General features: G+C 58.4%; 17 protein-coding genes and 2 pseudogenes. 4 read left to right on the top strand and 15 right to left on the bottom strand.

Annotated features, from left to right (window positions below):
* Positions 1–21: 21 nt before the first annotated feature.
* From odhB to sdhC, 6 genes are all read right to left on the bottom strand, one after another.
* Entirely contained in the window at positions 22–1,245 is a 1,224-nt protein-coding gene (gene odhB, locus CKQ53_RS10640; protein ID WP_085652436.1) for a 2-oxoglutarate dehydrogenase complex dihydrolipoyllysine-residue succinyltransferase, read from the bottom strand.
* Positions 1,246–1,261: 16 nt separating this feature from the next.
* Positions 1,262–4,069, bottom strand: a complete 2,808-nt coding sequence (gene sucA / locus CKQ53_RS10635) for a 2-oxoglutarate dehydrogenase E1 component (protein WP_118894971.1) — start codon at positions 4,067–4,069, stop codon at positions 1,262–1,264.
* A 241-nt stretch (positions 4,070–4,310) separates the two neighbouring features.
* A complete protein-coding gene (locus CKQ53_RS10630; RefSeq protein WP_085652438.1) occupies positions 4,311–5,027 on the bottom strand; it encodes a succinate dehydrogenase iron-sulfur subunit in 717 nt (238 codons plus the stop codon).
* Between the two features lie 17 nt (positions 5,028–5,044).
* A complete protein-coding gene (sdhA, locus tag CKQ53_RS10625; RefSeq protein ID WP_085652439.1) occupies positions 5,045–6,811 on the bottom strand; it encodes a succinate dehydrogenase flavoprotein subunit in 1,767 nt (588 codons plus the stop codon).
* Positions 6,811–7,158 carry a succinate dehydrogenase membrane anchor subunit gene (gene sdhD, locus CKQ53_RS10620; RefSeq protein ID WP_085652440.1) on the bottom strand — a complete coding sequence of 116 codons (348 nt, stop codon included), beginning with the start codon at positions 7,156–7,158 and terminating at the stop codon, positions 6,811–6,813. The genes sdhA and sdhD overlap by 1 nt, the downstream gene beginning before the upstream one ends.
* On the bottom strand, positions 7,152–7,541 hold the full coding sequence (gene sdhC, locus CKQ53_RS10615) for a succinate dehydrogenase cytochrome b556 subunit (protein WP_085652441.1): 390 nt from the start codon (positions 7,539–7,541) through the stop codon (positions 7,152–7,154). The genes sdhD and sdhC overlap by 7 nt, the downstream gene beginning before the upstream one ends.
* Before the next feature lie 655 nt (positions 7,542–8,196).
* Here sdhC and CKQ53_RS10610 point away from each other — a divergent pair.
* A complete protein-coding gene (locus CKQ53_RS10610; protein ID WP_085652442.1) occupies positions 8,197–9,483 on the top strand; it encodes a citrate synthase in 1,287 nt (428 codons plus the stop codon).
* Between the two features lie 148 nt (positions 9,484–9,631).
* On the opposite strand, the gene nei is transcribed toward CKQ53_RS10610, so the two are convergent.
* The 8 genes from nei to CKQ53_RS10570 form a co-directional block, all read right to left on the bottom strand.
* Positions 9,632–10,423: an endonuclease VIII gene (gene nei / locus CKQ53_RS10605; protein ID WP_094117670.1), complete on the bottom strand. Its 792-nt coding sequence runs from the start codon at positions 10,421–10,423 to the stop codon at positions 9,632–9,634.
* A gap of 28 nt (positions 10,424–10,451) precedes the next feature.
* Positions 10,452–11,189 carry a 5-oxoprolinase subunit PxpA gene (pxpA, locus tag CKQ53_RS10600; protein ID WP_094117669.1) on the bottom strand — a complete coding sequence of 246 codons (738 nt, stop codon included), beginning with the start codon at positions 11,187–11,189 and terminating at the stop codon, positions 10,452–10,454.
* Positions 11,179–12,108, bottom strand: a complete 930-nt coding sequence (gene pxpC, locus CKQ53_RS10595; RefSeq protein ID WP_094117668.1) for a 5-oxoprolinase subunit PxpC — start codon at positions 12,106–12,108, stop codon at positions 11,179–11,181. The genes pxpA and pxpC overlap by 11 nt, the downstream gene beginning before the upstream one ends.
* Positions 12,102–12,758 carry a 5-oxoprolinase subunit PxpB gene (gene pxpB / locus CKQ53_RS10590; protein WP_085652446.1) on the bottom strand — a complete coding sequence of 219 codons (657 nt, stop codon included), beginning with the start codon at positions 12,756–12,758 and terminating at the stop codon, positions 12,102–12,104. The genes pxpC and pxpB overlap by 7 nt, the downstream gene beginning before the upstream one ends.
* Before the next feature lie 64 nt (positions 12,759–12,822).
* On the bottom strand, positions 12,823–13,566 hold the full coding sequence (locus tag CKQ53_RS10585; RefSeq protein WP_085652447.1) for a type 2 GTP cyclohydrolase I: 744 nt from the start codon (positions 13,564–13,566) through the stop codon (positions 12,823–12,825).
* Positions 13,567–13,589: 23 nt separating this feature from the next.
* Positions 13,590–15,014, bottom strand: a complete 1,425-nt coding sequence (gene phrB / locus CKQ53_RS10580) for a deoxyribodipyrimidine photo-lyase (RefSeq protein ID WP_094117667.1) — start codon at positions 15,012–15,014, stop codon at positions 13,590–13,592.
* A 22-nt stretch (positions 15,015–15,036) separates the two neighbouring features.
* Positions 15,037–15,996: a YbgA family protein gene (locus CKQ53_RS10575; RefSeq protein WP_085652449.1), complete on the bottom strand. Its 960-nt coding sequence runs from the start codon at positions 15,994–15,996 to the stop codon at positions 15,037–15,039.
* Between the two features lie 147 nt (positions 15,997–16,143).
* The gene (locus tag CKQ53_RS10570; RefSeq protein ID WP_085652450.1) at positions 16,144–16,350 is read right to left on the bottom strand and encodes a YbfA family protein; all 207 of its coding nucleotides are present in this window, start codon (positions 16,348–16,350) and stop codon (positions 16,144–16,146) included.
* Between the two features lie 284 nt (positions 16,351–16,634).
* Here CKQ53_RS10570 and kdpD point away from each other — a divergent pair.
* From kdpD to CKQ53_RS18750, 3 genes and pseudogenes are all read left to right on the top strand, one after another.
* A pseudogene (gene kdpD / locus CKQ53_RS10565) lies at positions 16,635–19,354 on the top strand (two-component system sensor histidine kinase KdpD).
* 14 nt (positions 19,355–19,368) lie between these two features.
* Positions 19,369–20,049, top strand: coding sequence for a two-component system response regulator KdpE (gene kdpE / locus CKQ53_RS10560; protein WP_094117665.1), 681 nt, complete (start codon positions 19,369–19,371; stop codon positions 20,047–20,049).
* Positions 20,050–20,110: 61 nt separating this feature from the next.
* Positions 20,111–20,522, top strand: a pseudogene (locus CKQ53_RS18750) (EamA family transporter); the annotation flags it as partial.
* 257 nt (positions 20,523–20,779) lie between these two features.
* Here CKQ53_RS18750 and pgm read toward each other — a convergent pair.
* Positions 20,780–22,423, bottom strand: coding sequence for a phosphoglucomutase (alpha-D-glucose-1,6-bisphosphate-dependent) (gene pgm, locus CKQ53_RS10550; protein ID WP_094117664.1), 1,644 nt, complete (start codon positions 22,421–22,423; stop codon positions 20,780–20,782).
* Positions 22,424–22,447 lie beyond the last annotated feature (24 nt).

Raw genomic sequence — 22,447 nt, 5'->3', positions numbered from 1 at the left:
GCCAGGCCGCCCTATCCTGCCTTAAACGTCCAGCAGCAGACGCGCCGGATCTTCCAGCATGTCTTTAATCGTCACCAGGAAACTGACTGATTCGCGGCCGTCGATAAGCCGGTGATCGTAGGAAAGCGCCAAATACATCATGGGCAAAATGACCACCTGACCTTCAACGGCCATCGGACGATCCTTGATGGCATGCATCCCCAGAATCGCGCTTTGCGGCGGATTGATGATCGGTGTCGACATCAATGAACCAAACACGCCGCCGTTAGTGATGGTGAAATTTCCCCCCGTCAACTCATCCACGGTTAGTTTGCCATCGCGGCCCTTAATTGCCAGTTCCTTAATTTTTTTCTCGATATCCGCCATGCTCAGCAAATCGACATCCTTGAGCACTGGCGTGACCAGACCGCGCGGCGTCGATACGGCGATGCTGACGTCAAAGTAGTTGTGATACACGACATCTTCACCGTCCAGCGACGCATTCACTTCGGGGAAACGTTTGAGCGCTTCAACCACGGCCTTGATGTAGAACGACATAAAGCCCAGGCGTACGCCGTGCCGTTTTTCAAATGCTTCGCCGTACTGCTTACGCAGATCCATCACCGGTTTCATGTTGACTTCGTTGAACGTCGTCAGCATGGCCGTGCTGTTTTTCGCTTCCAGCAGGCGCTCAGCCACCCGTTTCCGCAGGCGCGTCATCGGCACCCTTTTTTCACTACGTCGATCCAGAGAGGGGTCAGCGGCGGTCGCGTCCGCACTCGCCGGGGCGGCGACAGCAGCCTCGCGCTGTCGGGCAAGCTGTTTTTCGACATCTTCACGGGTGATCCGTCCACCCACGCCGCTGCCTACGATCGTCGACGCGTCTAAATCATGCTCGGCGATCAGTCGGCGAATGGCCGGACTCAGCACGTCGTTGCTTTCCTCTTCCAGACCGGCGGTATAACGCTGGGCCGGCGTAGACTCTTTGTTGGTCGGTTTTTCGCTGGACTCCTTGCCGCTGCTGTCCCCAGGGCGCAGACGGCCAAGGATTTGGCGTGAGACGACGGTCGCCCCTTCCGCTTCCAGCACCGCATCCAGAATCCCGGCTTCGGAGGCAGGCACTTCAAGCACCACCTTGTCGGTTTCAATCTCAACCAGTACTTCATCACGCTGGACGCTGTCGCCCGGCTGTTTACGCCAGGTCGCCACGGTGGCGTCGGCTACCGATTCGGGCAGGTCGGGGACGAGAATATCTACGCTACTCATTATTTATCCTTTTGATTCAATTAACGTTCAGCGCGTCATCAACAAGATCTTGCTGCTGCTTTTGGTGGACGGACATGTAACCCACGGCGGGCGATGCGGATGCCGGTCTGCCGGCATAACGCAAGGAAGCGCCGAACGGAATCGCCTCGCGCAAATGATGCTGGCTGCAATACCAGGCGCCCTGGTTCAGCGGTTCTTCCTGACACCAGACGAAATCCAGAACATGGGCGTACGGTGCCAGCACGGACTGCACATACTGCTGAGGGAAGGGATACAGCTGTTCAATGCGGACAATCGCCACATCGTTCTGCTCATTCTTGCGTCGTTTTTCCAGCAGGTCGTAGTAGACCTTACCGGCGCACATCACGACGCGCTTTACGTCACGAGGATCGATATCGTCAGCCTCGCCAATCGCGGGCTGGAATTTACCGGAGGCCAGTTCCTCCAGCGTCGAGGTTGCCAGCGGATGACGCAGCAGCGACTTCGGCGACATCACCACCAGCGGACGTCGCATTCCACGCAGCGCCTGACGTCGCAGCATGTGGTAAACCTGCGCCGGAGTGGAGGGAATGCACACCTGCATATTCTGTTCAGCGCACAGCTGCAAATAGCGTTCCAGACGGGCCGATGAGTGTTCCGGTCCTTGCCCTTCATAGCCGTGCGGCAGCAGCATGACCAGACCGCACATCCGTCCCCATTTTTGCTCCCCGGAGCTAATGAACTGGTCTATCACCACCTGAGCGCCGTTGGCGAAATCGCCAAACTGCGCCTCCCAGATGGTCAGCGTGCGCGGCTCAGCCGTGGCATAACCATATTCGAACGCCAGCACCGCCTCCTCCGACAGCACCGAGTCCCATACCTTAAACTCGCCCTGTGCATTGTGTACATGCGACAAAGGTGTATAGGTCGAGCCATTTTTCTGATTGTGCACAACGGCATGGCGGTGGAAAAAGGTGCCGCGGCCGGTGTCTTCGCCCGACAGCCGGATAGGAATGCCTTCATCCACCAGCGTGGCGTAGGCCAGCGTTTCAGCGCCGCCCCAGTCGAAAGGCTTGCCGTCCTCCGCCATCTCGGCGCGGTCGTTGTATATTTTGGCGACCCGGGACTGCATTTCTATCGCCTCCGGGATCGTGCTGATGCGACGGGCCAGCCCCTGCAAACGCTTCATCTCGACCTGATGCGGATAGTCTTCATCCCAGTCGTGGTTGAGATACGGCATCCAGGCCAGCGCCTGCATATCCATCGGCAGCCACTCTTCCACCACGCATTCACCAGCATCCAGCGCATCGCGGTACAAATTGACCATTTCGGTGGCATCTTCCAGATGGATCAAATTCTGCTGCTCCAGACGGTCGGCGTAGATTTTACGCGGCGTCGGGTGCTTTTTAATTTTGTGATACATCAGAGGCTGCGTGGCGCTTGGCTCGTCGGCCTCGTTATGGCCATGACGGCGGTAACACACCATGTCAATGAAGACGTCGCGCTTGAAGGTATTACGGAAGTCGAGCGCCAGCTGGGTCACGAATGCGACGGCCTCGGGATCGTCCGCATTCACGTGGAAAATCGGCGCCTGAACCATTTTACCGATATCAGTACAGTATTCGGTTGAGCGCGCATCGTGCGGATTGGAGGTCGTAAACCCGATCTGGTTATTAATGACGATGCGGATCGTACCGCCGACGTCGTAACCGCGCGCTTTGGACATGTTCAGCGTTTCCTGAACGACGCCCTGCCCCGTCATAGCGGCATCGCCGTGAATCGTGATCGGAAGCACCAGCGCGCTACTGGGGTTATCCAGTCGATCCAGACGCGCCCGCACCGAGCCAATGACGACCGGGCTGACGATTTCCAGATGCGAGGGGTTAAAAGCCAGCGCCAGATGCACCCTGCCGCCTTCGGTATCCACATCCGAAGAGAAGCCCTGATGATATTTCACATCGCCCGTGCCGAGATGTTCTTTGTGCTTGCCAATGAACTCATCGAACAGATCCTGCGGCTTTTTGCCGAGGACATTGACCAACACATTCAGACGTCCCCGGTGCGCCATCCCTAGTACGACTTCGCGCGTCCCGTTCTTCCCGGCATGGCGCACGATTTCCTTCAGCATCGGGATAAGGGCGTCCCCGCCTTCGAGAGAGAAGCGCTTGGCGCCGGGGAATTTCGCGCCCAGATAGCGCTCCAACCCTTCCGCCGCCGTCAACTCTTTCAGGAAACGCTTGCGCTCATCGACGCTAAACGACGGCTGTCCGACCACGGATTCGATCCGCTGCTGGATCCAGCGTTTCTCTTCCGTGTTGGTGATGTGCATATACTCGGCGCCGATGGCGCCGCAGTAGGTCTGCCGTAACGCCGCGTACAAATCCCGCAGCTTCATGGTCTCTTTGCCGATAGCGAAAGAACCCACGTTAAAGGTATCGTCCAGATCCGCTTCGGTCAGATGATGATAGGCAAGGTCGAGGTCAGGAACGGTTTCTTGTTTCCACAAATCCAGCGGGTCGAGGTTGGCATGCTGATGGCCGCGAAAGCGAAACGCATTAATGAGCTGCAACACCTTGACCTGCTTGGCATCGCTGTCCGGATCGTGAATAGAGGAGGTATACCGCGAGCTGTCCTTCGCCAGACGACGAAAATAGTCTCGGGTTTGAGAGTGCAGTTGATCGGGTTTGACTCCCGTCGCCACCATTTGCTGGAAAAGCGTTTGCCAACTGGTGTCGATAGAGGCCGGATCGGTTAAATAATCTTCATAGAGCTGCTCTATGTAGGACTGGTTCGCCCCCGCCAGATACGAGGAATCCAGCCAGGCCTTCATTGCACCGTTCTGCATTGTGATCCCTTAAGCTGATATGCTTCAGTTTTCGCCGTGGTTAACATTTTTTGTCGCGCCGTGTAAAAGCGGCATTGCCGGATAAACGGTTCACTCTTCATGCCGACGGTGAGCATGTCGAGGGGAGTACTTCCCACCAAAGGAGCCTTAACACAAGAGGCTGTCATGCCTGTTCGCTGTAGTAAGAAGCGCTCCCGACGACCGCCGTCCGACGGCGGAGGTCGTCCCGTTGATGCGGTCATCAGGCGCCGCGCTGCAACAACATCGACTTGATGTGGCCGATGGCTCGCGTCGGATTCAACCCTTTGGGACACACGCTGACGCAGTTCATGATGCTGTGACAGCGGAACACGCTGAAAGCGTCGTCCAGTCCATCGAGACGCGATTGGGTTTCCGTATCGCGGTCATCTATCAGGAAGCGGTACGCCGTCAGTAATCCGGCCGGACCGATGAACTTGTCTGGGTTCCACCAGAAGGACGGACACGAGGTGGAACAGCAAGCGCACATGATGCATTCGTACAGTCCATCCAGCTTCGCCCGATCCTGCGGCAACTGCAAATTTTCACGTGCCGGAGGATTCTTCCCATTATTCAACAGGTAAGGTTTAACTTTCTCATATTGGGCATAGAATTGCCCCATGTCTACCACCAAATCGCGGACAACCGGCAACCCCGGCAGCGGACGCACCACGATTTTGTGACTGCCGCGACGCAGGCTGGAGATCGGCGTGATGCATGCCAGTCCGTTTTTACCATTGATGTTCACCCCATCCGAACCACACACGCCCTCACGGCAGGAGCGGCGAAACGTCAGCGTCGGGTCCTGCTCTTTCAACTGGATTAATGCGTCGAGCAACATCATGTCCGTGCCTTCATCGGCCTCCAGCTGGTAGTCCTGCATCCGCGGGGCATTATCAATGTCCGGGTTGTAACGATAAATCGAAAATTCAAGTTTCATCGCTGTCTCTCCGTCCTTTAATAGGTGCGCGCTTTCGGCGGGAATGCCTCACGCAGCGTCGGTTGCATGTTCACCTCACGGCGCGTCATGCTTTCAGTGTCCGGCAGGTACAGCGTGTGGCAGAGCCAGTGTTCATCGTCCCGATCGGGATGGTCGGAGCGGCTATGCGCGCCACGGCTCTCGGTGCGATAGTTTGCCGCCAGCGCGGTAGCAAAAGCGGTATCCATCAGGTTATCCAGCTCCAGGCACTCGATACGCTGGGTGTTGAACTCCTGCGAAGTGTCGTCCAGGCGGGCGTTTTGCAACCGTTCGCGAATGGCTTTCAGTTCCTCAAGCCCCTGCGCCATCGCATCGGCTTCGCGGAAGACGGAGAAGTTATGCTGCATACACTCTTGCAGCGCCCGGCGGATCTCCACCGGGCTTTCTCCATCGCGATTGTTGTTCCAGCGGTTGAGGCGCGTCAGCGAGGCCTCGATATCCGACTCGCTGGCATCGCGGCTGGCGCCCTGCTCAGACAACGACGCTTCGAGGTGCATCCCCACGGCGCGGCCGAACACCACCAGATCGAGCAGCGAATTGCCGCCGAGACGATTGGCGCCGTGTACCGAAACGCAGGCGATTTCCCCCACGGCGAACAGGCCGGGGATCACCACGTCCTCGCCTCGTTCATTGACGGTCAGCGCCTGACCGGTAATTTTGGTGGGGATACCGCCCATCATGTAGTGACAGGTCGGAATGACCGGGATCGGCTCTTTGACCGGGTCGACGTGAGCGAAGGTGCGAGAAAGTTCCAGAATCCCCGGCAGGCGGGACTCCAACACCTCTTTGCCGAGGTGGTCGAGCTTCAGCTTAACGTGCGGCCCCCACGGACCGTCGCAGCCGCGGCCTTCGCGGATTTCAATCATGATGGAGCGTGCGACAACGTCTCGGCCAGCCAGATCTTTCGCGTTCGGCGCGTAACGCTCCATAAAACGTTCGCCGTCTTTATTCAGCAGATAACCACCCTCGCCGCGGCAGCCTTCGGTGACCAGCACCCCCGCCCCCGCGATGCCCGTCGGGTGAAACTGCCACATTTCCATGTCCTGTACCGGCACGCCGGCGCGCAGCGCCATGCCCACGCCGTCGCCGGTATTGATGTGCGCATTGGTCGTCGACTGGTAGATTCGCCCTGCGCCGCCGGTCGCCAGTACCGTCGCGCGCGCCTTGAAATAGACGACTTCGCCGGTCTCGATACAAATCGCCGTGCAGCCCACCACCGCGCCGTCCTGATTTTTCACCAGATCCAGCGCGTACCACTCGGAAAAAATGGTGGTGTGATTTTTCAGGTTTTGCTGATAGAGCGTGTGCAACAGCGCATGTCCGGTGCGGTCGGCCGCCGCCGCCGTACGCGCCGCCTGCTCGCCGCCGAAGTTTTTCGACTGACCGCCGAACGGACGCTGATAAATACGCCCGTCATCCAGCCGCGAAAACGGCAGTCCCATGTGTTCCAGCTCCAGCACGGCTTCCGGCCCGGTCTTGCACATGTATTCGATGGCATTTTGATCGCCGATATAGTCCGATCCCTTTACCGTGTCATACATATGCCATTGCCAGTTATCTTCGTGGGTATTCCCCAGCGCGACCGTGATGCCCCCCTGTGCGGAGACAGTATGAGAACGCGTCGGAAAGACCTTGGAAATGAGGGCGCAAGACAACCCCATCTGGGAAATTTGCAACGCGGCGCGCATACCTGCGCCGCCCGCGCCGACGACCACTGCATCAAACTCTCTGACTGGCAGATTCATTACGCCCCCCACACTACAATCGTTCCATAAATGACATACACCATCAGCACAACCACCACCGCCAGCTGCAATGTGAGCCGAACGGCTAGCGGTTTGACGTAGTCGGTCAACACCTGCCACAGACCGATCCAGGCATGCACCAGAATCGACAGTAAGGTCAGAAGAGTGAGCACTTTGGTGAGGCGCAGGGCGAAGAAATCACGCCAGAGGGGATAGGTGAGTTCAGGCGCGGTAACGAAAAAACCCACGAGATACAAAACGTACAGCACGATGACGATGGCAGCAGCGCGAAGTAATAACCAATCGTGTACTCCATTACGCCCGAGTGCAGAAGCATTGCTTACCATACAAGGACTCCAGACAAGATTGAAAGCACGACAGTAATAACAAAAGCAATCCATGCGGAGCGTTCACCCGAGGCGAAGGTTTCCTCAATGCCGCCGAAATCCATTAACAAATGGCGCAAGCCGCCCACGGCATGGTAGGCCAGCGCGGTCAAAATGCCCCAGACAACCAATTTGGCGATGACGCTATCCATGATGGACGCCGCCTGCATGAACCCGTCTTCCGAAGACAGGGAAAGACCCAGCAGCCACAGCAGGATACCGATGGAAACAAAGGTGATAACGCCGGAAACGCGATGGAGAATAGAGGCTACCGCGGTAGCGGGGAAATGGATCGTTTGCAGATCCAGATTGACAGGTCTTTGTTTTTTCACAGGTTCGCCCACACAACTTTTATTATTTTCTTACTCCGGACCTATTGTGGGGGTCAGACAGCATGAGAGGTTGCTGAAAGGAAGATAAGTCGGGCATCTCCTTATTTCGCCGCACGCTCCGTCAGCCAATTTTAAGCCGGGGCGGCGCAAACCTATCACGCTGGGTGCTCCTACTGCAGGATGTTCCGGAGACCTGAAAAAAGTATAGGTGCTTCACAATATCATTACAAATAGCACACATAGAGTTTGAGGGAATTTGCTGTGAATGGTGAATTAGATCACGCATTTAACAATTTATTAAAAATAAATCAGTCTTATAGGTAATTATTAAACATTAATTTTACAACTGGTTTTTGAGGCTTGTTACTGATATCAAAGGCGATAGGCGGCGCTTTTCGATTGCCGAAGGTTGTGTAACAGTGTCGAAAGAGTCCACGTAAAAGTCATCGGTATGACTACAATGAATTCAGGACGACGCGCCGGATAACCGGCAAGCACACGGCGGCTCAACCGCCTGCGCTCAGCGGAGCATCCCCGCTGACGGCTCGTCCTGAACAACCGGTTTTTACCGAGTCATGCCAGCCGGCTTCCGGTCGCCTCTCCCAGGTAGGATGACTCGCTGTCACGGTGAGCAATGTCGTCAATTAAAACGCTAAGGAGAATGTTAATGGCTGACAAACACGCAACGATTACCATCGACGGTCAAGAGCCTATCGCGCTTGATGTCCTGTCCGGTACGCTCGGTTACGACGAGATCGATATCCGCAGCCTCGGTGCAAAAGGTTATTTCACGTTCGATCCCGGTTTCACCTCCACAGCGTCCTGCGAGTCCAAAATCACCTTTATCGACGGCGAAAAAGGCATTCTGCTGCACCGGGGCTACCCCATCGATCAGTTGGCGGAGAAGTCCAACTACCTGGAAGTCTGCTATATGCTGTTGTTCGGGGAAGCGCCGTCGCAGGCGCAGTACGACGAATTCAAAACCATCGTTACCCGTCACACCATGATCCACGAGCAGATTACCCGCCTGTTTCATGGTTTCCGCCGCGACTCGCACCCGATGGCGGTGCTGTGCGGCGTGACCGGCGCGCTGGCCGCTTTCTATCACGACTCGCTGGACATCAGCAATGCGCGGCACCGCGAGATCGCCGCATATCGTCTGCTGTCGAAAATGCCGACCGTGGCCGCCATGTGCTACAAATACTCGCTGGGCCAGCCGTTCATCTACCCGCGTAACGATCTCTCCTATGCGGGCAACTTCCTGCACATGATGTTCGCCACACCATGCGAAGATTACGTGGTGAATCCGGTGCTGGAGCGCGCCATGGACAAGATTCTGATCCTGCACGCGGACCATGAACAGAACGCCTCAACTTCGACCGTCCGCACGGCGGGTTCGTCCGGCGCCAATCCCTTCGCCTGTATTGCCGCCGGTATCGCATCGCTATGGGGCCCCGCACACGGCGGCGCTAACGAAGCGTGCCTGCGCATGCTGGAAGAAATTAGTTCAGTCAAACACATCCCGGAATTCATCGAGCGCGCGAAAGACAAAAACGATTCGTTCCGCCTGATGGGATTTGGCCACCGCGTGTACAAAAACTATGACCCGCGCGCCACCGTCATGCGTAAAACCTGTCACGAAGTGCTGAAGGAGCTAAAGACCAAGGACGATCTGCTGGAAGTGGCGATGGAGCTGGAGCACATCGCCCTGAACGATCCGTACTTCATCGAGCGCAAACTCTACCCGAACGTGGACTTTTACTCGGGCATCATTCTGAAAGCGATGGGAATTCCGTCGTCGATGTTTACCGTCATCTTTGCAATGGCGCGCACGGTCGGCTGGATTGCCCATTGGAGTGAGATGCACGGCGATGGTCTGAAAATCGCCCGTCCACGTCAGCTCTACACCGGTTACGAACGACGCGATTTCGAACCTGAGGTGAAAGAACACTAATCAAGCATCGCCCCGACCGGAGGTATTCAGTTGGGGCGATACCTTCTCCCTCTTCCCCCTTCCCATCTGCCCGCTTCTCAGCAAACCATCGCCGCCGAACCAATGTCATGGGCGACGATTCCGCCCCCATTATCCGCCCGTGCATCGCTTAACGCTGGCAGTGGGAACACCCGTAGAACGGTCGCGACGACAGCATCGTGCGCTCAATAAGGTGACCGCAACGCTCGCAGGGTTTACCGGCGCGATGAAAAACGCGAAAGCGGAATACGGCGCCGTGATGTCGTCGTTCATCCCCTTCACCGCGTGTCCGATACGACAAACGCGGGATATCCAGCAGCGCCTGACTCAGGGCCATCAATTGTTCTGGCGACAAATCCGCGGCGCGATGCTGCGGCGCCAGCTCGGCCTGCCACAGGATTTCCGCTCGCAGATAGTTCCCCAGCCCGGCCAGGAAAGCCTGATCCAGCAACAGCCCACTGAACTGACGACGACGAAAACGAGGCAGCAACAGTCGTTCTTGCACCTGTTCAGCCGTCAGCGTCATATCAAGCACGTCCGGACCGATACGTTGCAAAAAAGGATGTGTCGCCAGTTGATCCGTCGTCAGTATGTCGATATCCGACGCGCTATACAGAGACACGGCGCTATCGGCCGTGGTCAACCGAACGCGCAGGTCGCGCTTGGTTTCCGGCAACGTCTCCGGAAGTCCCACGCGCCAAACGCCATACAGCTGGTTATGGCTGTACAGCACCAGATCGTTGGAAAAGCAGGTCAGCAGGGCCTTGCCTCGAGTCACAATTTCCGTCACCTGCGCGCCCGTCAGTCGTGGTTCGTAGATTTTCAACGCGGGAAACGCAAACCATACGGCGGTCAGCGTTTTCCCGGTGATAGCCGCCGACAGCGTATCCGCCGCGCGGCGGATTTCAGGGCCTTCCGGCATAGCTTCCGCTCCCGTTGATAGTCTTTCCTCAGCAGGCGGCGATATGAATGCCGTACTGCGCGAAACTGTGATGCAGCTTGCTGGCGAACTGCAACGCATGGTCTCCATCGCCGTGCAGGCATACCGTATCGGCTTTCACCGGCACCCAACTGCCGTCGGTGGCGCGCACTCGCTGGCGTTGGATCATCTCAAGCGTCTGAGCCAGCGCCAATTCGTCGCTGGTGATCAGCGCGCTGCTCTGATCACGCGGCACCAGCGTGCCGTCGGCCTGATAACTGCGGTCGGCGAACACTTCCTCGCGCGTCTTTAACCCGTAACGTTTTCCGGCGTTAATCAGCTCGCTGCCCGCCAGTCCAACCAAATGCAGCAAGGGGTCGACCACCTTGACCGCTCTGGCGATCGCGTCCGCCAGCTGCGGATCTTTCGCGGCCTGATTGTAAAGCATGCCGTGGGGCTTAACGTGGAACATCCGTGCGCCCTCCGCTTTAACCAACGCCGCCAGAGCCCCCACTTGATAAACGACCTGGGCAAAGACCGCATCGGGTGAAAGCTGCAAGGCCCGGCGGCCGAAATGTTCCCGGTCGGGATAACCCGGGTGCGCGCCGATGGTGACGCCGTATTTAATGGCCGAACGCACCGAACGGTGCATCGTCTGCGCATCGCCAGCATGAAAGCCGCAAGCGATGTTGGCTGAGCTAATCAACCGCAGCAACGCCTCGTCATGTTTCCCGCCTTCTCCCAGATCCGCGTTCAAGTCAATCACCATGTAGCCTCCAAGCCAGTTGTTCCAGATAACGCCGTTGAGTCAGCCATGCCTGCCGAGCCTCAGACAGCGAGCAGTGAACGAAATGCACCGATTCACCCAAACGGATCTGCGCCAGATGGTAAAGATCGGCGGCGATCACGCTGGCGATGCACGGATAACCGCCGGTAGTCTGAGCGTCCGACATCAGGACGATCGGTTTGCCGTTGTGCGGTACTTGAATCACCCCTGGCAACACGCCGTGAGACAATATCTCGCGGTGGGAAACGCGCGCCAGCTCTGGCCCCTGCAATCGATATCCCATCCGGTTGCTCTGGGGGCTCAACTGCCAGCCGGTACGCCAAAACTCGTCACGCGCGACTTCGCTGAACTCCTGGTACTCCGGCCCCGTCAAGACCCGAACCCGGTTATGGAACAGCAGCTGTTTTATGCCGATCGGCTTGGAGGGAAGCTGTCGCGGACTCCCTAAGGCCAGACGGTCGCCATCTGCCAGCGGACGTCCCGGTAAGCCGCCGAACGCCGCCTTAAGATCGGTACTTCGCGACCCCAATATCTCAGGTACGTCGATACCGCCTGAAATCGCCAGATAGCTGCGCATACCGTGCCGCGGCATCCCCAGATGCAGCGTCTGCCCCGGCTCGACCGGATAGCGCCACCCGGTCCATAGCGTTTGGCCATCCAGCTCCGCGCGAGCATCCGCGCCGCTCAGCGCGATCCAGCATCGGCGGTTGAATTTAGCCGTAAACTGGCCGAGCGTTATTTCCAGCGCGGCCGTATCGGCCTCGTTGCCGACCAGCAGATTAGCGATGCTCAGCGCGGGCACATCCAGCGCGCCGCATTGACCGATGCCGAACTGGCGATAGCCGAAACGACCCGCATCCTGAACCGTGGTTTGTAAACCCGCCCGAATAATCGTCAGCATAGTCCCTCCCGCTGTGGAACGAAGCGAACCCGATCGCCCGGACGCAGCAACGTCGGCGGCGTCGATTCGGGCGTAAACAGCGAAAGCTCGGTACGGCCAATCAATTGCCAGCCGCCGGGAGTGGATAAAGGATAAATACCGGTCTGATGCCCGCCGATACCGACGGAACCAGCAGGCACTTTCAAACGAGGTTCCGCGCGACGAGGCGTATGCAGCCGCGCATCCAGATCGCCCAGATACGCGAAGCCGGGCTGGAAGCCAATGAAGTAAACGGTGTAACGCGTGGCGGCATGGCATTCAACGACCTGACGCGGCGTCATGCCACAGTGTGCCGCGACATGCGCCAGATCCGGCCCGTGCGTCCCGCCGTAGATCACCGGAATCTCAATATCGCGTGAAGCCAGAGGCTGCGCCGCGATCTCATCCCAGGCATGACGAAGCTGGGCTAATACGGCCGTCGGCGCAAACACCGGCTGCGCCAGAATCACCGTCAGATTGTTCATGCCGGGGATCACTTCGTCCACCCCGCTTTCCCCGCGCAAGCGCTCTGCCAGCGCCCAGATACGTTGCTGGCTTTGCAGCGAAGCCGGTGGCGTCAGCTCCAGCACCACCGCACTTTCTCCCAGCAGATAACAGCGAACCTGTTGCATCCTTACCTCCCGTGAAAACCTCCGCTGTGACGCCGTCCAGCCTCATCCCCAGCGACGACGGTCATTAAGCCGGGTTGGGAATATCGATAAAGGTCACATCGAAACCGTGCTGCTGCGCCAGCCACTCGCCCAGCGCGCGGATCCCGGCTCTCTCCGTGGCGTGATGCCCTGCGGCATAGAAATGAAGCCCCATTTCTCGCGCGGTATGCACCGTCTTTTCAGACACCTCACCGGTGATAAACGCATCCACGCCGAAATCGGCGGCCTGATCGATAAACCCTTGCCCGCCGCCGGTACACCAGGCCACCCGTTTGATCATCGCCGGAGCATGATCGCCGCAGTGCAGCACCGAACGACCTAACGCCTCTTCCAACTGATGGCGCAGCTCATCGCCGCTCTGCGGCTGTTGCAGCTCGCCATAAGGCAGCAGCGATTCAATCTCGCCCAACGGCGTGATATTCAGCATTTCCGCCAGACAGGCGTTGTTGCCGATCTCAGGGTGCGCATCCAGCGGCAGGTGATAGCCGTACAGATTAATGTCGTTGGCCAACAGCGTTTTCAAACGCCGACGTTTCATACCGCGAATCACCGCTGGCTCGCTTTTCCAGAAATAGCCATGATGCACCAGCACCGCATCGGCCTGCTGCGCCACGGCGGCGTCCAGCAACGCCTGACAGGCAGTTACCCCAGTGACGATCCGCTTTACATCGCTGCGGCCTTCGACCTGTAGCCCATTCGGGGCATAGTCGGAAAAAGCGGACACATTCAGAAATCGATCAATGACGGTTTCCAGTTCGGTATTACGCATAAGTACAACGGCTCCCTGATAATTTATTGTTTGTTCTTTGCGGCCTCGAACGCCGCCAGCGTGCGGGTTCTCGCCTGTTTATGATCGACGATGGGCGCCGGGTAGTCGAGCTTATGCCCCTGTTGTTGCGCCCACCGCTGCGGGTTGTGAATCGACTTGCCGGGGACTTTCGCCAGCTCCGGCACCCCGCGCCGGATAAAATCGCCGTCCGGGTCGAAGCGCTCCCCCTGCGTGGTCGGATTGAATATGCGGAAATAAGGCGCAGAGTCGGTCCCGGTCGACGCGGCCCACTGCCAGCCTCCGTTGTTGGCGGCCAGATCGCCGTCCACCAGTTGGCTCATGAAATACCGCTCTCCCTCACGCCAGTCAATCAGCAGATCCTTAATGAGGAAGCTGGCGCAGATCATACGCAGCCGGTTGTGCATCCAGCCGGTGTGATTAAGCTGGCGCATGCCCGCGTCCACAATGGGGTAACCGGTGCGCCCCTCCTGCCAGGCTTTGAGCCCTTTGGGATCGTCCCGCCACTCGACCTGCTTCGTCCATGCAATAAATGGCTGATGGCGGCACAGCTCGGGGCTATAAACCATCAGGTGACGATAAAATTCTCGCCAGATCAGTTCGTTAAACCACACAAAGGCGCTGCTGTCAGGCTGACGCAGCGTATCGGGATACTCGGCGAGAAGCCCTTCGAGACACTGCCGCGGCGAGATGACGCCGATCGCCAGATACGGCGACAGTTGGCTGGTGCCGGGCGCGGCGGGGATATCGCGCCGGGAGGCATAGTCGTCGGCCTTCTGGCGAAAGAACTGGCGCAACCGCTGCTGCGCGCCCTCTTCTCCGGCCGGGAAATCGTCAGACACCGAGGTTGACGGGTAGTCAAATGGCTTCACCGGCGGGACATCGTCCGTCATCTTGCCGCGTGAAGCAGGGGCTGGCGCGCAGGCGATTTCGCTCTGCTGCAACCGTTTAACGAACGCCTTACTGAACGGAGTAAAGACGCGATACATCTTACCGTCGCCCGTCATGACGCTGCCGGGAGGCAGCAGCAGGCTGTCATCGAAGCCCTGACAAACGACCTTTCCATCCAGCGCCTGCTCCGTCTTTCGGTCGCGCTGGCGTTCATTCAGCTCGTACTGATAGTTGTAGAACAGGTTCGTCACCTGCTCCTGCTGGCAAAACTCGACCAGTACATCAACGCTGTCGTTGAAGTCGCCGCACTGCTGGTAGTACAGCGGGATGCCTTTATCGTGCAGAGACTGCTGGAGCCGCTGCAGGTTTTCGAACATAAACGCGGCCTGACGTTCGGCCATCTCATGGTCAGCCCACTGGCGGGGCGTGGCGATAAACAGCCCAATCACACGGGCTTTTTTATCCTGACAGGCGGCGTGGAGCGCGAGATTATCGCTGATGCGTAAATCGTGGCGAAACCAGACCAAATGCGTAGCCATAATAAGTCCTTACGACGAAAAGCTAGTAGCCGTACCGCAAGCGCAACGCTTCGGGATACGGCGCGAAATAGCGCTGCTGCTCGAGATAGTCATCCGGATATTCGGATAGATAGTGGCGCAGGAGCGTAATCGGCGCGAGCAACGGCTGCACCCCTTGACGATAGCGATCGATGAGCTGGGTCAGCTCCTGGCGCTGCGAGGCGTTCAGCTGATTGCGGAAATAGCCCTGCACATGCATGAGCACGTTAGTGTGGTTACGGCGGGTCGCCGGATTCGACAGCAGCGACATCAAGCGCAGACGGTATTCCGCGGCGAACTCCTCGAGAGACTCCCACTGATCCATCGTGGCGACGAAACGTCCCAATGTGCGATATTCCGGCTGGGAGTGCGCCAACAACAACAGCTTGTAACGGCTGTGAAACGCCATCAGCCGCCCACGAGTCAGCCCCTGCTGCCACAGCTGATTTAACTCATGCAGCGCGAAAACGCGCTCGATGAAATTCTCACGCAGCACCGCGTCATTCAAACGACCGTTCTCTTCGACAGGCAGCCAAGGCATAGCGGCCGTCAGATGTTCAGTAAACAGTCCGACGCCGCTGCGCCGCGCATTTTTCTGATCGGCGTCATACACGCGTACACGCTCCATCCCGCAACTGGGGGATTTGGCACAAACGATGTAACCGCACAGATGACCCAGTTCGCTCACCTTGCTCGCCGAGAAGGCGTGCATCTCTTCGGTGACGTCCAGATCGCTGCCATTGCTGGCCTGCAACGCGATTTCATCATGTTCATTCTTGACCAAACGCAATGCCGGACGCGGCGTCGGCAGCCCGACCGCGATCTCAGGGCAGATCGGCTCAAAACTGAAATAAGGGGTGAGTTGGTCCGCAGCAAACCCAAAACGCTTGTGTCCGCCATCGAAACGGACCTGATTTCCCAACAGGCAGGCGCTTATGCCAACGGGAATTAACGAGTTCGACATGAGGTGCCTCATCAAAAGAAATTGCTATCTCAATAGCATAGCGGATTTACAGGCGAGTCAGGCGAAAGATGAGGAAAATCATGCCGTCGCGCCTGACGATTTCAGACGCGAGGGAGACAAACGGAAAACAATGGCGCAGGGCTGCGCTCAATAGAAGTGGCCGGCGGCGTGTTCTGACTGCATGTGCCACACCGGTTCGTCGCTGGTTTTTAACCATACTCGATGCAGATAGCTGTAGAAACGGGCGCGATCGCGTCGAAACAGCATGACTGGCAACGCCAGCAGACCAATAAGCACGACCGCGCTGCGGCGCAGAACGATACGGTGGAGCGGGTAAGCGTATGACATGACCATCCTCCGAATAATACGAGGCGCGGGAAGCACTCCCGCGAGTGATAAACAAGTGACTGCAACAGGTTAAAACTGTACCCGCTTTGCATCCGGTTAGCCACTCATCCGACCAGAAAAATCGGTGCGTATTTATCCGAAAAAACCATGAGGAGAAAGCCGTCCGTGGGGCCCTTTCCCCTCACCCGTTTGGGTACGGAACACGCCGACTCTGGCGGTAACGCAGCCGCTCATGTATTACTGTAAGACCCAACCGATGATTCACTCAGCCCTTGCGATAAGGACCGTTCATGACCCATGAGGAACCGCGTCGTCCCGACCCGGATACGTTGCTGTCTCAGTTGGGAGACTCCCCCGGGGCAAACTGAAGATTTTTTTCGGCGCCAGCGCGGGCGTAGGGAAAACCTACGCCATGCTGCAAGAAGCGCGACGGCTCAAGGATCAAGGGCTGGATGTGCTGGTCGGCGTGGTGGAAACCCACGGACGCGCGGAGACCCTTGCCCAGTTAACGGGGCTACCGCTGCTGCCTGGAAAGAAAATCGGCGCGGTGGGCAGAGAGCATGAGGAGTTCGATCTGGATGCCGCGCTGGCGCGATCGCCTGCGCTGATCCTCGTGGACGAACTGGCCCACAGCAACCTACGCGGCAGCCGCCATCCTAAACGCTGGCAAGATGTGCAGGAGCTGCTGGACGCGGGGATCGATGTCTTCACGACGGTCAACGTGCAGCATCTGGAAAGTCTCAACGATGTCGTGGGCGGAATAACCGGTATTCGCGTGCGCGAAACCCTCCCCGATCCGTTCTTCGACGACGCGGACGAAGTCGTGCTGGTGGACTTGCCGCCGGACGACCTGCGCCAACGCCTGCATGAAGGCAAGGTGTACCTTCCGCAGCAGGCAGAGCGCGCCATCGAGCATTTCTTCCGCAAAGGCAATCTCGTCGCGCTGCGTGAGCTGGCCCTGCGTCGACTGGCTGACCGCGTGGACGACCAGGTGCGTGAGATGCGCGATCTTCAAGGCAACGAACGCGTATGGCACACCCGCGACGCAATTCTGCTGTGCATCGGGCAGGACGCGGGAAACGAAAAACTGGTGCGCACCGCCGCCCGCTTGGCGGCACGGCTAGGCGGCGTCTGGCATGCGGTGTACGTGGAAACGCCTCAGCTACACAGACTGCCGGAAACGCGCCGCCGGGCCATTTTGCGGGCGCTGAAGCTGGCGCAGGACTTGGGCGCCGAAACGGCCACCTTGTCCGATCCCTCCGTAGAAAACGCCGTCCTTCGTTACGCACGCGAGCACAACTTGGGCAAAATCGTGATCGGTCGTCACCCCGATCGCCGTTGGGGCCGCTGGCGACGGACGCGTTTCGCCGAGAAGCTGGGGTTATTGGGACCCGACCTCGATCTGGTGGTCGTTTCCGTTCAGGATGCCCCCTCTTCCCCGCCGGTCAAACCTGAAGACAACCGGAGCCTCACTGAAAAATGGCGGCGTCAGCTGTACGGCTGTGCGCTGGCGATCGCCCTGTGCTCTGTCATCACGTTGCTCGCGCTGTGGTCGCCTTTTTCTATGCTCGAGCCGGTGAATCTGGTGATGATCTACCTGCTCGGCGTGGCGATCGTCGCGCTATTTTTCGGACGATGGCCTTCGGTGTTTGCCGCGCTGATCAACGTTGTCGCTTTCGATCTCTGCTTCGTTGCGCCGCGCGGCAAACTGGCCGTGGCCGATGCGCAGTATCTGGTGACGTTCATCGTCATGCTCAGCGTGGGTGTTCTGGTGGGCAGTCTGACCGCAGGCGTGCGCTATCAGGCGCGGGTCGCCCGCTACCGGGAACAGCGTATGCGTCACCTGTACGAGATGTCCAATGCGCTGAATCGCAGCCTGACCGTTGAGGATATCGCCGCCGCCAGCCGCCATTACCTGTGCTCGACGTTTCAGGCTCGCGCCGCGATCTGGCTGGCGGATGCGCCGTCTTCGCCGACGGCCGAACTGACGCCCGCCGCGACGCAAACGCCAGAGCCGCTCATCATCGACCCGGCTATCGCGCGCTGGAGCTTTGACCACCATGCGCCCGCAGGCAGCGGAACCCAGACTCTGCCCGGCGTACCCTACCAAATTCAGCCACTATCAACGCCGCAGCTGACGTTCGGCGTCATCGCGATCGAACCCTTTCATGCTCGCCAGCTGATGATCCCCGAGCAGCAGCGAATGCTGGAAACCTGTACCGTGCTGATTGCCAACGCGCTGGAACGGCTCCACTTAGTCAATAGCGCCGAAAAAGCGCGTCTGGATACCGAACGCGAGCAGTTGCGCAACTCCTTATTGTCCGCGCTGTCTCACGATCTGCGGACGCCGCTGACGGTGCTGTCCGGGCAGGCGGAGATTCTGACGCGGAATCTGAGCGCGCAGGCGTCGCCTTACGCGACGCAAGCCGGTCAGATCCGACGGCAAATTCAGAATACGACGCGGTTGGTCAATAACCTGCTGGATATGGCCCGACTCCAGTCTGACGGTTTCCATCCCCGCAAAGCCTGGCAGTCGCTGGAAGAGCTGGCGGACAGCGCTCTGCGCCATTTGGAAAACGGCGATGGGGCATTGGACGTCACGCTGGCACTGCCGCAAGCGCTGATGCTGGTCTATTGCGATGCCACATTGATAGAACGGGTGTTGATCAATCTCCTCGAGAATGCCGTCAAGTATGCGGGCGACCGGGCCGCCATCACGCTCTCCGCCCTGCCGCATGTCGCGGCAACCGGCGAGCACTACGTCGAAGTGCGCGTGCAGGACAATGGTCCCGGTATCGACCCCGGCAAGGAGCAGATGATTTTTGATAAATTCGCCCGCGGACATCAGGAATCCGCCATTCCTGGTGTAGGCTTGGGACTGGCGATCTGTCGGGCCATCGTGGTCATTCACGGCGGGAAAATCTGGGCAACCCATGCCACAGGCGGCGGCGCCGTGTTCCACTTCACTCTGCCGCTGACGACCCCGCCGGAGCTGGAACCTGAACTATAGGAGCGACCACGCAGGTGCTTACCAACGTATTGATCGTAGAAGATGAGAAAGAGATACGGCGCTTCGTGCGACAAGCGCTCGAAGCCGAAGGCTGCCATGTCTTCGAAGCCGATACGCTACAGCGCGGCCTGCTTGAAGCCGCCACCCGCAAACCATCGCTGATTATCCTCGATCTGGGCCTGCCGGACGGCAACGGCCTCGATTACATCCACGACCTGCGCCAATGGAGCAGCATCCCGATTATCGTTCTTTCCGCCCGCAGCGATGAGCAGGATAAAATCGCGGCGCTCGACGCTGGCGCCGACGACTTTCTGACGAAGCCCTTTGGTATCGGCGAGCTACTGGCCCGACTGCGTGTGGCGCAACGGCGATTTACGCTGTCGCGGCAGGAAAGTCCGCAGGTGACCTTCGGAGACGTCAGTGTCGATCTGCTCGACCGCCAGGTGACCCGCAACGGCGAAACGCTGCACCTCACGCCCACCGAGTTCCGCCTATTGTCCCTGTTGGTCGCCAATCCCGGCAAAGTTTTGACGCAGCGCCAATTGCTGAACGATGTCTGGGGGCCTAACGCGGTCGAAAATAGTCACTACCTGCGCATCTATATGGGACACCTGCGCCAGAAACTGGAGCTGGACCCCGCCCGCCCACGGCACCTGGTTACGGAGACCGCCGTCGGCTATCGCTTCATCCCGTGAACATCGCCTTTCTGATGAGGCAGGAGTCGCATCCTCGCTTATTTCTGAGCGGGAAAGAGTCATGAATAGCTGGTTGAGTAATGTACTGCTATCCGCGCAGTGCCCCGCGCCGGTAGCGATATTCGCTAAAGCAGGACTACAACCGCTGGACGCCAATACGGCGACCGCCGTGCGGGTCGTCGTCATGGCTCTGTTTCTGATCGGTATTGTCGTCGCGCAAAGCAAACTGGGCCTGGTAGGCTCGATTCTGACCCAGCGTTCATCGTCCTCAGCGGCGTCGCCGAGGCCATGACGTGGCTGTTCTACTTCATGGCGCCCAAAAATGGCTCTGTCGCGCAGGTCGCCCCGATCGATAAACTCAGCATCGTCTTTGCCGTGTTTTTGGCGGTGATCCTGCTGGGGAAAAGATATCTTTGCTGATAGGCGTGGGCGTCGCGCTGATCTCAACTGGCGCGCTGTTGATCGCATTAGGATTACGTCAAGCGGCCCGTTGTTCGATGAAACCGGTCTGTTCGTCACGGTGGGCTTCACCCCGACATGAGAAACGGAGACGCTCGCCCCCCCTCTGCAACACGATAGGCGGACAGATTCGTCCGGACGAGACATTCGCATCATCGTTGAAATTGCGTCCGCCCCAAACGACGGCCAACCTCCCCGTGGTTGGGACTGCCTCGAATAACAAAAAGGCACCCTTTTCGGTGCCTTTTTTAATTTCGCATTGCCGTGAGCGCTATTTCGCGTTGTTCAGCACTTCGCTGACAATCTCTACCGCTTCTTTTTCAATTTTCCGCAGATGCTCCTCGCCGAGGAAACTTTCACAGTAGATTTTGTAGGCTTCTTCCGTGCCGGAAGGCCGCGCGGCAAACCAGCCGTTGTCCGTCATCACCTTCAGCCCACCGATGGACGCGCCATTGCCCGGCGCGGTAGTCAGACGCGCGGTAATCGGATCGCCCGCCAGCGTACTCGCGGAAACCTGTTCCGGCGACAACTTGGACAACGCGGCTTTTTGCGCGTGCGTAGCCGGTGCCTGAATCCGGTTATAGCTAGGCGCGCCGAAGCGCTTCGCCAATTCATCATAGTGTTGCTGCGGGTTCTTACCGGTCACGGCCGTGATTTCCGCCGCCAGCAGACACATGATGATACCGTCTTTGTCGGTTGACCACGGCTGGGTGTCGAAACGCAGGAAGGAGGCGCCCGCGCTTTCTTCACCGCCGAAGCCCAGACTACCGTCAAACAGTCCATCGACAAACCATTTGAAGCCGACCGGCACTTCCACCAGCTTGCGGCCCAGATCGTTGACCACCCGGTCAATCATCGCACTGGAGACCAGCGTTTTGCCGACTGCTACGCTGTCGCTCCATTGCGGACGATGTTGGAACAGGTAATTGATAGCGACGGCGAGGTAATGATTCGGATTCATCAGTCCGGCAGGGGTCACGATGCCGTGGCGGTCGTAATCCGGATCGTTGGCGAAAGCCAGATCGAACTTGTCGCGCAGCGCCAGCAGCCCGGCCATGGCGAACTCCGATGAGCAGTCCATACGAATGACGCCATCGTGGTCCAGCGTCATAAAGCGGAACGTCTGGTCAACTTCGTCGTTAACCATAGTCAGATCCAACTGGTAGTGCTCAGCAATCCGCTGCCAGTAAGCGATGCCGGAACCGCCCAGAGGATCGACGCCCAGTTTCAACCCGGCGCGCTGGATGGCCGCCATATCAATAACTTCGCCCAGCCCTTCCACGTAGGCCTGCACCAGATCCTGTTCGTGAAGATGACCGCCGCGTTTGGCTTCGTCCATGGTCTGACGCTTAACACCGCGCAATGCTTCTGCCAGCAGCGCGTTGGCGCGCTTTTCAATGACGCTGGTCAGATTGGTGTCTGCCGGTCCGCCATTGGGGGGATTGTATTTGATGCCGCCGTCTTCCGGCGGGTTGTGCGACGGCGTAATAACGATGCCATCCGCCAACGCGCCGCCGAGACGGTTATGCGTCAGAATCGCGTTTGAGACGGCCGGCGTCGGGGTGAAGCCGTTATCCTGCTGGATAATGACGTCCACACCATTCGCCGTCAGCACCTCCAAAACGGAAATAAACGCGGGTTCAGATAGCGCATGCGTATCTTTCCCCACGTAACAAGGACCGCTAATCCCCTGGCGACTGCGCTCTTCGGCTATCGCCTGAGCAATAGCCAGAATGTGCGCTTCATTAAAACTGTTGCGCGCAGCGCTACCGCGATGGCCTGAAGTGCCGAATTTCACGGCGTGGGCCGGGTTAGCGGGGTCCGGTTGCAACACGTAATACTGTGACGTCAACTGCGCGACGTTAATCAAGTCGCTCTGCCGGGTAGGTTGTCCAGCTCTCGGGTGATTAGCCATTGCCTTGTTTTCCTGACGCGTGAT

Source organism: Lonsdalea britannica, assembly GCF_003515985.1.
GTDB classification, from domain to species: domain Bacteria; phylum Pseudomonadota; class Gammaproteobacteria; order Enterobacterales; family Enterobacteriaceae; genus Lonsdalea; species Lonsdalea britannica.
Note: the sequence above shows the minus strand (reverse complement) of the source record. Positions and strands in the feature narration are given on the sequence as shown.

Bases quoted from the DNA above. Each gene is read 5' to 3' on its own strand.
- pxpB (WP_085652446.1), bottom strand. From the start codon at position 12,758: ATGCAACAGGTTCGCTGTTATCTGCTGGGAGAAAGTGCGGTGGTGCTG.
- pgm (WP_094117664.1), bottom strand. From the start codon at position 22,423: ATGGCTAATCACCCGAGAGCTGGACAACCTACCCGGCAGAGCGACTTG.
- sdhD (WP_085652440.1), bottom strand. From the start codon at position 7,158: ATGGTAAGCAATGCTTCTGCACTCGGGCGTAATGGAGTACACGATTGG.
- CKQ53_RS10630 (WP_085652438.1), bottom strand. From the start codon at position 5,027: ATGAAACTTGAATTTTCGATTTATCGTTACAACCCGGACATTGATAAT.
- pxpC (WP_094117668.1), bottom strand. From the start codon at position 12,108: ATGCTGACGATTATTCGGGCGGGTTTACAAACCACGGTTCAGGATGCG.
- CKQ53_RS10570 (WP_085652450.1), bottom strand. From the start codon at position 16,350: ATGGTCATGTCATACGCTTACCCGCTCCACCGTATCGTTCTGCGCCGC.
- CKQ53_RS10610 (WP_085652442.1), top strand. From the start codon at position 8,197: ATGGCTGACAAACACGCAACGATTACCATCGACGGTCAAGAGCCTATC.
- sucA (WP_118894971.1), bottom strand. From the start codon at position 4,069: ATGCAGAACGGTGCAATGAAGGCCTGGCTGGATTCCTCGTATCTGGCG.
- pxpA (WP_094117669.1), bottom strand. From the start codon at position 11,189: ATGGTGATTGACTTGAACGCGGATCTGGGAGAAGGCGGGAAACATGAC.
- CKQ53_RS10575 (WP_085652449.1), bottom strand. From the start codon at position 15,996: ATGTCGAACTCGTTAATTCCCGTTGGCATAAGCGCCTGCCTGTTGGGA.
- phrB (WP_094117667.1), bottom strand. From the start codon at position 15,014: ATGGCTACGCATTTGGTCTGGTTTCGCCACGATTTACGCATCAGCGAT.
- sdhA (WP_085652439.1), bottom strand. From the start codon at position 6,811: ATGAATCTGCCAGTCAGAGAGTTTGATGCAGTGGTCGTCGGCGCGGGC.
- odhB (WP_085652436.1), bottom strand. From the start codon at position 1,245: ATGAGTAGCGTAGATATTCTCGTCCCCGACCTGCCCGAATCGGTAGCC.
- nei (WP_094117670.1), bottom strand. From the start codon at position 10,423: ATGCCGGAAGGCCCTGAAATCCGCCGCGCGGCGGATACGCTGTCGGCG.
- CKQ53_RS10585 (WP_085652447.1), bottom strand. From the start codon at position 13,566: ATGCGTAATACCGAACTGGAAACCGTCATTGATCGATTTCTGAATGTG.